The sequence below is a fragment of the Isoptericola sp. NPDC055063 genome (genome assembly GCF_053608125.1).
Map to the genome: position 1 here is coordinate 188,757 of NZ_JBSGUW010000002.1, position 12,830 is coordinate 201,586.

Sequence of the window (12,830 nt, forward strand, 5' to 3'; positions counted from 1 at the left end):
CGCCTGCGCGGCCGGAGGGCCCGCCAGCATGATGACGGCGCGACATCATCTGCCGTGATCGCTGAGGTGAGGAGTCCCATGCGCGTCCTGGTGACCGGAGGCGCCGGGTACGTCGGGTCCCACACCGTCCTCCGGCTGCTCGGCGCGGGGCACGACGTCGTCGTCGTCGACGACTTCTCCCGGGGCGCCCCCGCCGCGCTGGAGCGGGTCGAGGTCCTGGCGGGCCGGCCGGTCCCCGTGCACGTCTTCGACAGCGCCGACATCGACTCCCTCGAGCGGCTCTTCGACGCCGAGGGCTTCGACGCCGTCCTGCACCTCGCGGGCGTGAAGCGGCCCGGGGCGCGCGGTGTGCGGCCCCTGGACAGCTACGAGACCAACCTCGGCACCACGTTCACGCTGCTGCGATGCATGGCCTGGTACGGCGTCGACCGGCTCGTCGTGTCGTCGTCGGCCGCCGTGTACGGCGAGGGTCGCGACCTGCCGCACCGCGAGGACGCGCCGCTCGCCCCGCTCGGCCCGGTGGGCCGCAGCCACGCGATGACCGAGCAGATCCTGCGCGACGTCGTGGCCGACGCCGGCCCGGCCCTGCGCGTCGGCGTCGTGCGGCACTTCACCACCGCCGGGGCGCACCCGTCCGCGACGCTCGGGCCGGACCGGCCGGGCGCGGCGGCGGGCCTGCTCACCGCCGTCGCCGAGGCGGCGGCCGGCACCCGCGACCGGCTCGACGTGCACGGCGACGACCACCCCACGCCCGACGGCACCGCGATGCGCGACTACGTGCACGTGGACGACCTGGCCGCGGGGCACGTGGCCGCCCTCGCCGGGCTCGACGACGCCGACCAGCAGCTGTCCACCTGGAACCTCGGCAGCGGCCGGCCCACCAGCGTGCTCGAGGTGGTCCGGGCGTTCGAGTCCGTCACCGGCCGCACGGTGCCGTACCGCGTCACGGGCCGCCAGGTGGGCGACGTCGCCGTGTCGTACGCGGACCCCGGCCGCGCGGAGGCCGAGCTGGGCTGGCGGGCCACGCGCGGCATCGAGGACATCTGCCTCGACCTGTGGCGGTGGCACCAGCGCAACCCCGGCGGCTACCCGGCGGCGCTCGCCCCGACCACGCCGTGGCGCGGGGGTGTCGGGCACCGGCTGCGGCTCGTCTCCGCCGTGCCGGCCGCGTCGTCCTGGTAGGTCAGTCCGGCAGGTCGGTCCAGCAGGTCGGTCCGGCAGGTCGGTCCGGCAGGTCGGTCCAGCAGGTCAGTCCTTCGTCTCGCGGTAGTACTGCAGGGCACCCGGGTGCAGCTGGACGGGGTCGGTGAAGATCGCGCGCACGCGGTCGAGGTTCGCCGCCGACGGCACCTGGGCGGAGATCTCCGCCCGCGCGTCGAACAGGGTGGTGACCAGCGTGCGCGCCTCGGCGTCGGGCATGTCCCCGCGCACCATGAGGAAGTTCGGCACGGCGAGCGTCTCGACGGCCCGCGGCGACCCGTACATCCCGTCCGGCACGATGCCGTGGCGGTAGCCGCTGCCGTACCGCGAGCGCACCTCCTCGACCAGGTCGCCCAGGGGCACGAGGCGCACGGGCACGTCCGCGGCGAGCGCCGTCAGGCCCGGGGTCCGCAGGCCCCCGGACCAGAAGAACGCGTCGATCTCCCCGTCCCGCAGGGCCTCGATCGAGTCGTCCAGGCCGAGGCTCCGGGTCGTGAGCGCGGCCCTGGGCACGTCCGCGGCGGCGAGCAGTCGGTGCGCGATGAGCGCGGTGCCGGACCCTGGGGCGCCGAGCGAGACCCGCTTGCCCGCCAGGCCGGCGATGGAGCGCACGTCGGAGTTCGCCGGCACCACGAGGTGCACGAAGTCGTCGTAGACGCGCCCGAGCGCGCGCACGTCGAGGGGCTCGTCGAACTCGCCCTCGCCGGCGACGGCGTCCCGGGCGGCGTCGGCGGCACTGAACGCCACCTGCGCCGTGCCGGCGTCGAGGCTCTTCAGGTTCTCCACCGAGCCGCCGGTCTCGTCGACCTCCACGGGCAGGTCGTACCGCTGCTCCAGCACCTTCGCGTAGGCGACGCCGTAGGCGTGGTAGATACCGGTGGAGCCGCCGGTCGCCACGGTGAGCGCGTCGGGCCGGTTCCCGCCCCAGGGGTCGCCGGCCGCGTCGTCGCCGACGCAGCCGGCGAGCAGCGGGAGCAGCAGCAGCGCGGCGGCCAGCACCGCGAGCAGGGGGCCGCGGCGGCGCACCGCCCGCGCGTCGCTCACGACACCGCCTCCGCCGCGAGCGCCGGCATGCGCAGGCGCACCTCGAAGCCGCCGCCGTCGGGCAGTGCGAGGCGCAGTCCCCCGCCGCCGGTGGCCAGCAGCTCGGACGCGATGGCGAGGCCGAGCCCGGACCCCCGGACGGTGCCGTGGCCGGGCGAGCGCCAGAACCGCTCCGCCAGCCGCTCCAGCTCCTCGGGCGGCACGCCCGCGCCGTGGTCGCGCACGGTGACCTCGACCATGCCGGCAGCATCGTCGGCCTCGTCGCCGGCGGCGAGGGTGCCGACCGTGACGTCGATGCGGCCGCCGTCGGGCGAGAACTTCACGGCGTTGTCGAGCACGGCGTCGAAGGCGCACTCCAGGACGATCTCGTTGAGCTCCGCCCACGCGCCCTCGGGGGCCTCCTCGAAGGCGAGGTGGCGGCCGACGGCGAGCAGGCGCCAGCTCTCGACGCGCCGGGCGACGAGCTCCGCCACGTCCACGGGGTGCGCGCCGGCGGCCAGGTTCGCGTCGTCGGCGAGGAGCAGCAGCGCGTCGAGGATGTGCGCCATGCGCACGGCCTCGGCGCGCACGTGCGCCACCTCGGTGGCGTGCTCGGGCGGCGTCGAGAGGGCCAGGTCCTCGACGCGCAGCATGAGCGCGTTGAGCGGGTTGCGCAGCTCGTGCGACGCGTTGGAGACGAACTCCTGCTGGCGGTGCATGGAGTGCTCCACCTGCGCGGCCATGGCGTTGAACCGGGTGATGACCTCGCGCAGCTCGGGCGGGCCGGTGGACGGCGGGATGCGCGCGTCGAGGCGGCCGCGGCCGATCTCGCCCATGGCGGCGTCGACGGCGCGCACCGGGCGCAGCACCCAGCCCGCGGTGCGGTGCGCGATGACGACCGCGAGCACGCACGTGACGAGCCCGGCCGCCACGAGGATCCCCCAGCTCGACCAGATGCTGCGGGAGACGGACGACGCCTCGGAGACCGTGAGGACGGCGCCGACCAGGTCCCCGCCGTCGTACACGGGCTCGGCGACGACGATCCGGTCGGCCTTCCACGGCAGGGTGCTCAGCACCGCCTCGCCGCGCCGGCCCGCGAGGGCGGCGTGCCGCTCGTCCAGGTCGTCGACGTCGAGCCCGTTGGACGCCCACACGGCGCCCGACTGGTCGACGACGGCCGCGCCCACCCCGTACACGTCGCGGTACCGCGTGAGGTCGCCCTCGACGATCGCCGGGTCGTCGGCCATCAGCGACTGGCGGGCCGTGATCACGAGGTAGCCGGCGTCGGCCAGGCGGTCCAGGTAGACCTCCTGCTGGTTGGCGCGCGCCACGTTGCCGGAGTACGCGGCGCCGAGCAGCGCCAGCACCAGCACGCAGGGCACGAACAGGATGATCGCCAGCCGGGTCCGCATCGACGTCTAGGCCCCCGCGCCGCGCGGCGCGGCCGCGTCCCCGCCGTCGGGCGCGGCCAGCCGGTAGCCGACGCCGCGGACCGTCTCGACGAGGTCGGGCTCGCCGAGCTTGCGGCGCAGGGAGGCGACGTGCACCTCGAGCGTGCGGCCGAGGCCCTTCCAGCTCGACCCCCACACGTCCCGCAGGATGCGCTCGCGCGTGAGGACCGACCCCTGCTGACGCACGAGCAGCGCGAGCAGGTCGAACTCCTTGCGGGTCAGCTCGACGACGGTGCCCACGGCGTCGCTGGTCCGGCGCACCTCGCGCCGGGCCAGGTCCACCACGACGCCCCGCACCCGGATGCGCGCGTCGGGGGCCTCGGCGCGCTGCCCGTCCCACTCGCGGCCGCGGCCGCGGCGCAGGACCGCGTCGATGCGGGCGAGCACCTCGCGCACGTCGTACGGCTTGGTCACGTAGTCGTCGGCGCCCAGCTCCAGCCCCTGGATGCGCGCGTCGAGGCGCGTGCGGGCGGTGACCATGATGATCGGCGTGTCCGAGACGCGGCGGATGCGCCGGCACACCTCGAAGCCGTCGATGTCGGGCAGGGTGAGGTCCAGCAGCACCAGGTCCGTGCGGGGGCTCACCTCGCGCAGCGCGGACGCGCCGTCGCGAGCACGGACCACTTCGAAGCCGTGCCGCCGCAGCACGGACACGAGCGCGCTCGCGACGTGGTCGTCGTCCTCGACCACCAGCAGCTGCACGGGACCGTCCCTCCCTCGGGCGCCTGGAGCGCACAGGTTAGCGGAGCGACGTTTCGGGCTCCTACCGCGGACCGGTGCGCGGGACCGGGCCAGGTCAGAGCCAGCCGACCCGCCGGAAGACCCGGTACAGCACCACGCAGCCCACCACCATGAGCCCCAGGGCGAACGGGTAGCCGAGCAGCCAGTGCAGCTCCGGCATGTTCCGGAAGTTCATGCCGTAGATGCCCGCGATCACCGTGGGGTACACGAGGATCGCCGCCCAGGCCGAGATCTTGCGCATGTCCTCGTTCTGCCGCACCGACACCTGCGACAGGTGCACCTGGAGCATGTCGGAGAGCAGGTCGTCGTGCGCGTCGAGGTGCCGGTCGATGCGTTCCACCGTGGACGCCACCCGCTCCAGCGTGCGCCGGTCGGCGACCATGCGGCGGTCGTCGACGGTGAGCTCGGGCAGCTCCGCGGACACCGGCAGCAGCGCCCGCCGCGCCTCGGTGATCTCGCGCTTGAGGTCGTACAGCCGCTGCACCGGGTCCGCCATCGTGCGGTCGAAGACGACCCGCTCGCTGTCCGCGACGGCGTTGCCGAGCGCCACCTCCACCTCCGACGCCACGCCCACCACGCCCAGCACGACGGCGAGCGCCACCCGCTGCGCGCCCGTCCCGTGCGCGGGGCCCGGGCCGCTCAGCCGGTCCAGCGCGAGGTCGTGCACCCCGGCGTCGCCCACCTCGAACGTCAGCACCGCGTCCTTGCCGGCGAGGACGCCGAGCTCGCCGGTGTGCACCTGCCGGTCGTCCTCCGTGAACCAGACCGTGGGGGTGAGCACGGCCACCCACTCGTCGTCGAGCCACCGCACCGCGGCGGCCGGCCGCTTCGGCACCTCCCGCGCGACGACGTGCGCCTGCGCGAGCCGCTCCCCCAGAGCCGGGTCGACCTCCCGCACCGCGGCGAGGAACGCGTCCTTGTCCGTGACGTGCAGCCAGCGCGCCGGGTGGTCGTCGTCCGCGGCCCGCGCCGGCGCGCCGTGCGTCCCGACGAACCACTCCACCACGCCCGCCGGCCTCTCCTCCGCGCCCGCTGCACTGCCCGTCCGGTCCGTCACTCCCGCATTCTCGGACGAACCGGGCCGAACGGCGCGGCGGGACACCCGTCACGGCGGCAGTTCGCGCTCAGCGCGGCAGTTCGAACTGCCGCGGTGAGCCGAAACTGCCGCGCCGAGCGTCACCCCTCGACCGTCACGCTCCGACTGGCGCGGCGTCCGGGGCCGGCCGGGCGTCTGCCGCCCGGCGCGCGACCCCCGCCGCGCCCACCCCGGCGGCGACGAAGATCGCGCCCAGCACGAGCCAGCCGGGGGTGCCGTACCGGACGGGCAGCGCCGTGACGACGACGGGCGCGGCCATGCCGGCGAGCGCGTAGCCGGTCTGCGACAGGCCCTGGTAGGCGCCGGCACGACGCGGGTCGGCGAGCTCGAAGGCCATGCCCCACCCGCCGGCCTCGGACACCACCTCGCCGAGGGAGTGCGCGACGGCGGCCAGGAGCAGCAGGGCGGTCGCCGCGACGAGGCTGCCGTACCCGGCCGCCGCGTACAGCACGCAGGCCGCGGCCAGCAGCACGGCGCCGCGGCGCACGGCGCGGCCCGCCGTCCGCACGTCGTGGGTGCCGCGGGACGCGCGCACCTGCAGCAGCGCCACCAGCACCGTGTTGACCACCAGCAGCGCGGAGACGACGGCGGTGGGGGCGTCGGTGCTCGCGACCCACAGCGGCACGCCCACGGTCATGACCCCGAACTGCATGGCGACGACGGCGTTGAGCGCGACGCTGGCCACGTACGTCCGGTCGCGCAGGGGGTGGCGGGCGGGCGACTCCACGTCGTCGCCGTCGACGCCCTGGGGCGCGGGCGGTTCGGCGAGGAGGCGCGCGGCCAGGTCGGGCACGCGGCGGGGCAGCGTGACCAGGGGCGCGACGGCGGCGAGCAGCAGCACGGCCGTCGCGACCATCGCGGTGCGGTAGGCCGCGGCGGTGTCGGCCAGCAGCGCGACGGCGGCAGCAAGGGTGCCGAGCCCGATGAGGACGTTCGTCACGACGCGCAGCCGGGCGCGCACCCCGACGCGCTCGGGGCCCGTGAACCATCGGGCGAGCAGCGCCTGCCGCGCGGTGGACTGCACCCCGCGGCCGGCGCTGACGACGATGGCGACGGCCGTGAAGCTCACCGCGTCGGAGGTGAACGAGTACGCCGCGAGCGCCAGCGCCTGCGCGAGGAGCCCCCACACCTGCACCCGGTGGGCGCCGGCCCGGTCGGACCAGCGCCCGGCGAGGTACGACCCGAGCACACCCGCGCCGCCGGCGATCCCCAGCCCCAGCCCGACGGTGCCGGCCGAGAGGCCGACCACGCGCGTGAAGTACAGCACGGAGACGGTGTAGAAGATGCCCGTCGACGCCGCGAACGCCATGGTCGAGACGGTGAGGGCGCGGGCCACGGGGTCCCGCGGCAGGAGGGTCTGGATCACGGCACCAGTAGGCAGCCCCCTCCGCCTGCCGACGAACAGATGTAGCGGTGCGCTACATCTACGCTCGACCCGTGGGATGGATGCACTACGAGCTCGCGGGCATGGACCTGGCGGACGTGCGGTTCGCCGTCTCCCCGCTGAACGAGCTGGTCTTGTCGCTACGCGCCTGGCGCGACCCGGGCCGCTACCCCGTGCACCTGCCGTGGTTGCGGCGCGTGCAGCAGGCGCGGCCGACGCTCGACGGCGAGATGCTGCTCGCGCTGACGAACGACTCCCTGTGGACGCCGGACTACCTCACGCCGCGGCCCGGCGGCCCGCTCACGCGTATCGACGACGAGCTGGCCGCCGTGGCCGCCGTCGACGACGCGACGGTGGCGCACGACCTCGCCGAGGTCCACCCGCACGGCCTGCCCGCGGCACTGCGTGGCCCGGTGCCGCAGGTCCGCCGGCGGATCGACGCCGCGCTGACGGCCTACTGGGACGCCTGCGTCGCCCCGGTGTGGCCGCGGATGCGCGCGGTGCTGCAGGCCGACGTCGTGCACCGCGGCACCGTGATCTCGGCGCGCGGCGCGGGCGCGATGTTCGCCGACCTCGCCGAGCGGGTCTCCTTCGCCGACGGCGTGGTGAGCGTGCAGCTCACCACGCAGCCCGCGACCCGGCGCCGGTCGACCACGGGCGTCGGGCTCACCCTGGTGCCGACCCTGTTCACCCGCGGCGCGTCGTGCCCCATCGACCCCGCCGAGCCGCCGGTGATCATGTACGGCGCGCGCGGCACCGGCACCCTGTGGGAGGCGGCGCGGCACGTGGCGGACGACGCCCTCGTCGCCGTCCTGGGCCGCGCGCGGGCCGGGTTGCTCACCGCGCTGGAGCAGCCGGCGTCGTCGACGGACCTCGCCCGCCGCCTCGACGTGACGGCGAGCGCCGTGAACCAGCACCTGCGCGTGCTGCGCGACGCGGGCCTGCTGACGTCCGCGCGCGCCGGCCGGTCGGTGCTGTACCTGCGCTCCGAGGTGGGCGACGCGCTGGTGGGCGGCGGCCGCGAGGCCCGGTGACCGACCCCACAGCCTGAGCTCCCGTCTCCCGACAGTTTCCCGACGCCGCGTTGGTATCGTTCCCGACATGACGTCGGCAACTGGTGCCGGCGCGGAAGGGAGCACGATGTTTCTGGCGTGGCGCGAGCTGGTGTTCGCGCGGGCTCGGTTCGGCCTGATGGGGGGTGTCGTCGCCCTCGTCGCGATCCTCGTCGTCATCCTGTCCGGGCTGTCCTCGGGCCTAGTGAACGACGGCGTCTCCGGCCTCAAGAAGCTGCCGGCGACCGCGTTCGCGTTCGACGAGGGCACCGCCGTCGACTCGGCGTTCTCGCGCAGCACCGTGGGGCGCGACCAGGCGGAGCGCTGGGCCGAGCAGGACGGCATCGACGACGCCGCCCTCTTCGGCAACCAGCTCGTCAACGCCGAGGGCCCCGACGGCGAGGCCGTCGACCTGGCCCTCTTCGGCGTCGAGCCCGACTCCTTCCTCGCCCCCGCCCCCGACCTCGTCGCGCGCGGCGACGGCCTCGGCGCGCGCGACGGCATCGTCGTCAGCGAGACGGTGACCGACCTCGGGCTCGACGTCGGGGACACGGTGACGGTCGACCGGCTCGGCACCGAGCTGACGATCGTCGGGGTGCTGGACGGCCAGCACACCTACGGGCACGTGGACGTCGCCTACGTGCCGCTCGCCACCTGGCAGGAGATCCATGCCGGCGCCGGACCCGGCGACGAGGTGCGGCCGGACGCCTACGACGAGGCGACCGCCGTCGCGCTCGCCGAGTCCGACGGGGCCGACGTCGACCTGGCGGCGGCCGCCGCCGGCACCGGCACCACCGCCGTGTCGCTCGAGGACTCGTTCGAGGGCTCGCCGGGGTACGCGGCCGAGACCCTCACGCTCGACCTCATCCAGACGTTCCTGTACGCCATCTCCGCGCTCGTGGTCGGCGCGTTCTTCACCGTCTGGACGATCCAGCGCCGGCACGAGATCGCCGTCGCCCGCGCGATGGGCGCCCGCACGGGCTACCTGGTCCGTGACGCCCTCGGGCAGGCGGCGGTGGTCCTCGTCGGCTCGACGGCGGTGGGCGTGGCCGTCGGCGTCGGGTTCGGCGCGCTCCTGACGTCCACCCCCATGCCCTTCTCGCTCGAGCCCGTGCCCGTCGCGGCGGCCGCCGTCCTGCTCGTGGCGCTCGGGCTCCTCGGCGCGGCCGCCGCGGTCGGCCGCATCGCCCGCGTCGACCCGCTCACCGCCCTCGGAGGACAGCGATGACCCAGCCCGCCCCCACCACCGCCACCGCACCCCGGGCCACCGGGGCCGACGGCCTCCGCCTCACCGACGTCGTCCTGACCCTCGGGGACGGCGACGCCACCGTGACGGCGCTCGACCACGTCGACCTCGCCGTCCCGGCGGGCGAGCTGCTCGCCGTCGTCGGCCCGTCCGGGGCCGGCAAGTCGAGCCTGCTCGCCGTCGCCGGGGCCCTGACGCGGCCCGACTCCGGCACCGTCCTGGTGGACGGCGAGGACGTCGGCGCCTTCTCCGCGTCCCGGCAGGCGCAGCTGCGCCGGGAACGGATCGGCTTCGTGTTCCAGTCGGGCAACCTGCTCCCCGCGCTCACCGCCGTCGACCAGCTGCGGTTCGCGCTGCACGCCACGGGGCGCAAGGTCGCGGCCTCGGCGCGGTCGCCGCTCGAGCTCCTGGAGCAGGTCGGGATGGCGCACAAGGCGAACCGACGGCCGCACGAGCTGTCCGGCGGCGAGCGTCAGCGCGTCGGCATCGCCCGCGCGCTGGTCACGGCGCCCGCGCTGCTGCTCGTCGACGAGCCGACGGCGGCGCTCGACCGCGCGCGCAGCCACGCCGTCGTCGAGCTGCTCGCGGCGGAGACGCACGAGCACGGCGTCGCGACCGTCATGGTCACGCACGACCACGACGTGCTTGAGCACTGCGACCGGGTGGTGCGGATGGAGGATGGAAGACTGGTCGACTGACCGTCACGCCCCGGGCCACCAGGCCCGGGGCGCCCCGCGAGGAGGAGAGCCGTGCCGCGCATCAGCGCCCCCACCGTCGTCGAGCACCGCGCGGCGCAGCAGCGGGTCCTCCTCGACGCCGCGCGAGCCCTCCTCGCCGAGACCGGGCGCCCGCCCACCTTCGCCGCGCTCGCCGAGCGGTCCGGGCTCGCCCGCCCGAGCATCTACCAGTACTTCCGCTCCGCGGAGGACCTGCTGCGCGCCATGGTGGAGGACGTGTTCCCCCGGTGGGCGACCACGGTCGCCGAGGCCATGGACGCCGCCGAGGACGACGGCGCTCGCATCCTCGCCTACGCGCGGGCCAACCTCGAGCTCGTGGCCGCGGGCGAGCACGCCCTCGCGACCGCGCTCGCCGACGTCGGGCCGGCAGCCGCCGTCGCGCAGGGGGTGCGGTCCATGCACGACGAGCTGCTGCGGCCGCTGACCGACACGCTGCGCGCGCTCGGGGTGGCCCGGCCCGCCCGGACGGCGGAGCTCCTCAACGCCATGGTGAACACCGCCTCGCGGATGATCGAGTCGGGCACCCCGCTCGAGGAGGCGTGGGCCGCCGTCGAGCAGCTGGTGGCGCCGTTCGCCGACCGCGCCCGCGACGCCGCGACGTAGCCCGGACTACCTCGGCGCGATCCGGACTACCTCGGCGCGGGTGCCACGCGCGCCAGGTGCGCGTCGAGGACGTCGAGCGCCCACGCGGGGCCGGCGCCCGGGTCCTGCCGCACGACGTGCAGCGCGAGGCCGTCGACGAGGGCGTGCAGCTCGCGCACCTCGACGTCGGCGGCGGGGCGGCCGGCGAGGGCGGCGAGCGCGTCGCCGCACACGCCGCGGATCGCGTCCTGGGCGGCGCGGTGGCCCTCGCGCAGGGCGGGGTCGGTCATGGCGGCGGTGCCGAGCGCGAGGTAGACCTCCATCTCGGTGCGCCGCTCGGCGTCGAGCGGGAGCAGCTGCGCCAGCACGGCGCGCGCGCCGCCGGGGGCGGCGACGTCCACGGCGTCGACCCGCTCGCGCAGCCGCTCCACGACGAGCGACACGGCGCGCTCGCGCACGCTGGCCACGGTGGGGAACGTGTAGCGCAGCGAGCTCTGCGGCAGGCCGGCCTCGGCGGCCACGTTGCGGACGGACAGGGCTTCGAGACCGTCGCGCACGAGGACGCGCCACGCGGCCTCGGACACCTGACGGCGGCGTTCGTCACGGTCGAGCTTCTGGGGCACGACCCCATGTTCGCACGGTCGTGCGAGGTGTGATAGAACTTCTTTCGCACGATCGTGCGAAAACATCCTGCGAGCGAGAGGGCGCGACTGCCGTGGACTGGCTGATCCTGATCCTGGCCGGCGTGATGGAGGCCGTGTGGGCGACCGCGCTGGCCGCGTCGCACGGCTTCAAGCGACCGGTCCCGACCGTGTTGTTCGTCGTGGGCCTGGCCCTGAGCATGTGGGGCCTCGCGCACGCGATGCTCACCATCGAGGTGGGCACCGCGTACGCCGTGTGGGTGGGCATCGGCGCCGTTCTCACCGTGCTGGTCGCCATCGTGCGCGGCGACGAGCGGCTGACGGTCGCCCGGGCGCTGCTGCTGGTCGGCCTGGTCGGGTCGGTCGTGGGACTCAAGGTGGTGAGCTGACATGAGCAAGGACCTGAAGAAGAACCCGACCTCGGTGGCCTGGGGTGTCCTGCTGGCCAGCGCCGTCCTCGAGGCGGTGTGGGCCACGGCGCTCGACGCCAGCCGCGGCTTCACCGTGCCGGTCGACACGATCGTCTTCCTCGTCGCCCTGACGCTGAGCATGCTCGGCCTCGGCTACGCCGCGAAGCACATCCCCATCGGCACGGCCTACGCCATCTGGACCGGCATCGGCGCCGCGCTCACCGTCGCGTGGGCGATGGCGAGCGGCGCCGAGACGGCGTCCGCCCTCAAGGTGCTGTTCCTCGCCGGGATCATCGGCTGCGCCATCGGCCTCAAGCTCGTCGGCGACAAGGCCGAGGGGCGCGAACGCCCGGAGGCGCCCACCGACTGACGCGCGTCAGACCTCGCGGCGGTGCACGACCTGCGCCGCCGCCTGGTCGCGCGGCATGAGCAGCACCTGGTCGACGTTGACATGCGCCGGGCGCGTGGCGATCCACGCCACCGTCTCGGCGACGTCCTCGGCCGTGAGCGGCTCGACGCCCGCGTAGACGGCGTCGGCGCGCTCCTGGTCGCCCTTGAAGCGGACCAGGGAGAAGTCGGTGTGGACCATGCCGGGGTCGATCTCGCTGACGCGCACCGGCTGCCCCAGCAGCTCCAGGCGCAGCACCCGGGTCAGCGCCGCCTCGGCGTGCTTGGCCGCGTTGTACCCGGCGCCGCCCTTGTAGGGCTCGCGGCCGGCGATGGAGCCGATGGTGATGACCTGGCCGTCGCCGCTCGCGATCAGGCGCGGCAGCAACGCCTTGGTGACGCGGACCGTGCCCAGCACGTTGATGTCGTACATGCGCTGCCAGTCGGCGAGGTCGGCGTCGGCCACCGACTCCGTCCCCAGCGCGCCGCCCGCGTTGTTGACGAGCAGGTCGCAGCGCCCGAGCTTCTCGTCGACGGCGGCCGCGAACGCCGCGACGGACGCGTCGTCCGTGACGTCGAGGGGAAGGGCGGTGCCGCCGGTCTCGGCGGCCACCCGCTCGAGCCGGTCCATCCGCCGCGCGCCGAGGACCACGTGGAAGCCCGCCGCCGCGAGGGCCCGGGCACTGGCGGCGCCGATCCCGCTGCTGGCTCCGGTGACGACGGCGACGCGGGTGGGGACGGGCATGAGGGCTCCTCGGGACGATCGGGGGTGCCGTCACAGCCTAGACGCGTTGTGGGGGGGGGGGGGGGGGCCGGGCGCCGGGGGGCAAGAGGGGGGAGAGGCGGAAGGAAAATGCCCCTGGGGCAGGGGGCGCTGTTG

The 12,830-nt window shown here is 75.4% G+C and carries 14 protein-coding genes; 7 read left to right on the top strand and 7 right to left on the bottom strand.

All coding sequences use genetic code 11. The features are described from left to right. The first annotated feature begins 78 nt into the window (after window positions 1-78). Window positions 79-1,182: a UDP-glucose 4-epimerase GalE gene (galE, locus tag ACWF41_RS02805; protein ID WP_380322508.1), complete on the top strand. Its 1,104-nt coding sequence runs from the start codon at window positions 79-81 to the stop codon at window positions 1,180-1,182. A 66-nt stretch (window positions 1,183-1,248) separates the two neighbouring features. Here the strand turns inward: galE and ACWF41_RS02810 are convergent, their stop codons facing one another. The 5 genes from ACWF41_RS02810 to ACWF41_RS02830 all read right to left on the bottom strand — a co-directional run bounded on the left by ACWF41_RS02810 (window position 1,249) and on the right by ACWF41_RS02830 (window position 6,877). Beyond that, window positions 1,249-2,244, bottom strand: a complete 996-nt coding sequence (locus ACWF41_RS02810) for a TAXI family TRAP transporter solute-binding subunit (RefSeq protein ID WP_380322511.1) — start codon at window positions 2,242-2,244, stop codon at window positions 1,249-1,251. Beyond that, entirely contained in the window at window positions 2,241-3,635 is a 1,395-nt protein-coding gene (locus tag ACWF41_RS02815; RefSeq protein ID WP_380322514.1) for a sensor histidine kinase, read from the bottom strand. The genes ACWF41_RS02810 and ACWF41_RS02815 overlap by 4 nt, the downstream gene beginning before the upstream one ends. Before the next feature lie 6 nt (window positions 3,636-3,641). Further along, the gene (locus ACWF41_RS02820; RefSeq protein ID WP_380322517.1) at window positions 3,642-4,376 is read right to left on the bottom strand and encodes a response regulator transcription factor; all 735 of its coding nucleotides are present in this window, start codon (window positions 4,374-4,376) and stop codon (window positions 3,642-3,644) included. A 94-nt stretch (window positions 4,377-4,470) separates the two neighbouring features. Then, a complete protein-coding gene (locus tag ACWF41_RS02825; RefSeq protein WP_380322520.1) occupies window positions 4,471-5,472 on the bottom strand; it encodes a CorA family divalent cation transporter in 1,002 nt (333 codons plus the stop codon). Between the two features lie 133 nt (window positions 5,473-5,605). Beyond that, window positions 5,606-6,877, bottom strand: coding sequence for an MFS transporter (locus ACWF41_RS02830; protein ID WP_380322523.1), 1,272 nt, complete (start codon window positions 6,875-6,877; stop codon window positions 5,606-5,608). Between the two features lie 80 nt (window positions 6,878-6,957). Here ACWF41_RS02830 and ACWF41_RS02835 point away from each other — a divergent pair, with 80 nt between their 5' ends. The 4 genes from ACWF41_RS02835 to ACWF41_RS02850 all read left to right on the top strand — a co-directional run bounded on the left by ACWF41_RS02835 (window position 6,958) and on the right by ACWF41_RS02850 (window position 10,533). After that, entirely contained in the window at window positions 6,958-7,929 is a 972-nt protein-coding gene (locus tag ACWF41_RS02835; RefSeq protein WP_380322550.1) for an ArsR/SmtB family transcription factor, read from the top strand. A 67-nt stretch (window positions 7,930-7,996) separates the two neighbouring features. Beyond that, window positions 7,997-9,175 carry an ABC transporter permease gene (locus ACWF41_RS02840; RefSeq protein WP_380322526.1) on the top strand — a complete coding sequence of 393 codons (1,179 nt, stop codon included), beginning with the start codon at window positions 7,997-7,999 and terminating at the stop codon, window positions 9,173-9,175. Next, window positions 9,172-9,891 carry an ABC transporter ATP-binding protein gene (locus ACWF41_RS02845; protein WP_380322529.1) on the top strand — a complete coding sequence of 240 codons (720 nt, stop codon included), beginning with the start codon at window positions 9,172-9,174 and terminating at the stop codon, window positions 9,889-9,891. The genes ACWF41_RS02840 and ACWF41_RS02845 overlap by 4 nt, the downstream gene beginning before the upstream one ends. Before the next feature lie 51 nt (window positions 9,892-9,942). Continuing rightward, window positions 9,943-10,533: a TetR/AcrR family transcriptional regulator gene (locus tag ACWF41_RS02850; RefSeq protein WP_380322532.1), complete on the top strand. Its 591-nt coding sequence runs from the start codon at window positions 9,943-9,945 to the stop codon at window positions 10,531-10,533. Window positions 10,534-10,559: 26 nt separating this feature from the next. Here the strand turns inward: ACWF41_RS02850 and ACWF41_RS02855 are convergent, their stop codons facing one another. Then, on the bottom strand, window positions 10,560-11,135 hold the full coding sequence (locus ACWF41_RS02855; RefSeq protein WP_380322535.1) for a TetR/AcrR family transcriptional regulator: 576 nt from the start codon (window positions 11,133-11,135) through the stop codon (window positions 10,560-10,562). Window positions 11,136-11,227: 92 nt separating this feature from the next. Between ACWF41_RS02855 and ACWF41_RS02860 the strand changes: the two genes are divergently transcribed. Beyond that, window positions 11,228-11,542 (top strand): DMT family transporter, encoded by a 315-nt coding sequence (locus tag ACWF41_RS02860; RefSeq protein WP_380322538.1) that lies wholly within the window; start codon window positions 11,228-11,230, stop codon window positions 11,540-11,542. A 1-nt stretch (window position 11,543) separates the two neighbouring features. Then, window positions 11,544-11,933, top strand: a complete 390-nt coding sequence (locus tag ACWF41_RS02865) for a DMT family transporter (RefSeq protein WP_380322541.1) — start codon at window positions 11,544-11,546, stop codon at window positions 11,931-11,933. Window positions 11,934-11,939: 6 nt separating this feature from the next. Here the strand turns inward: ACWF41_RS02865 and ACWF41_RS02870 are convergent, their stop codons facing one another. Then, window positions 11,940-12,695 carry an SDR family NAD(P)-dependent oxidoreductase gene (locus tag ACWF41_RS02870; protein ID WP_380322544.1) on the bottom strand — a complete coding sequence of 252 codons (756 nt, stop codon included), beginning with the start codon at window positions 12,693-12,695 and terminating at the stop codon, window positions 11,940-11,942. Between the last annotated feature and the right edge of the window lie 135 nt (window positions 12,696-12,830).

Coding starts and splice junctions, on each gene's coding strand:
- galE (WP_380322508.1), top strand. CDS start 79: ATGCGCGTCCTGGTGACCGGAGGCGCCGGGTACGTCGGGTCCCACACC.
- ACWF41_RS02815 (WP_380322514.1), bottom strand. CDS start 3,635: ATGCGGACCCGGCTGGCGATCATCCTGTTCGTGCCCTGCGTGCTGGTG.
- ACWF41_RS02835 (WP_380322550.1), top strand. CDS start 6,958: ATGCACTACGAGCTCGCGGGCATGGACCTGGCGGACGTGCGGTTCGCC.
- ACWF41_RS02840 (WP_380322526.1), top strand. CDS start 7,997: ATGACGTCGGCAACTGGTGCCGGCGCGGAAGGGAGCACGATGTTTCTG.
- ACWF41_RS02845 (WP_380322529.1), top strand. CDS start 9,172: ATGACCCAGCCCGCCCCCACCACCGCCACCGCACCCCGGGCCACCGGG.
- ACWF41_RS02865 (WP_380322541.1), top strand. CDS start 11,544: ATGAGCAAGGACCTGAAGAAGAACCCGACCTCGGTGGCCTGGGGTGTC.
- ACWF41_RS02870 (WP_380322544.1), bottom strand. CDS start 12,695: ATGCCCGTCCCCACCCGCGTCGCCGTCGTCACCGGAGCCAGCAGCGGG.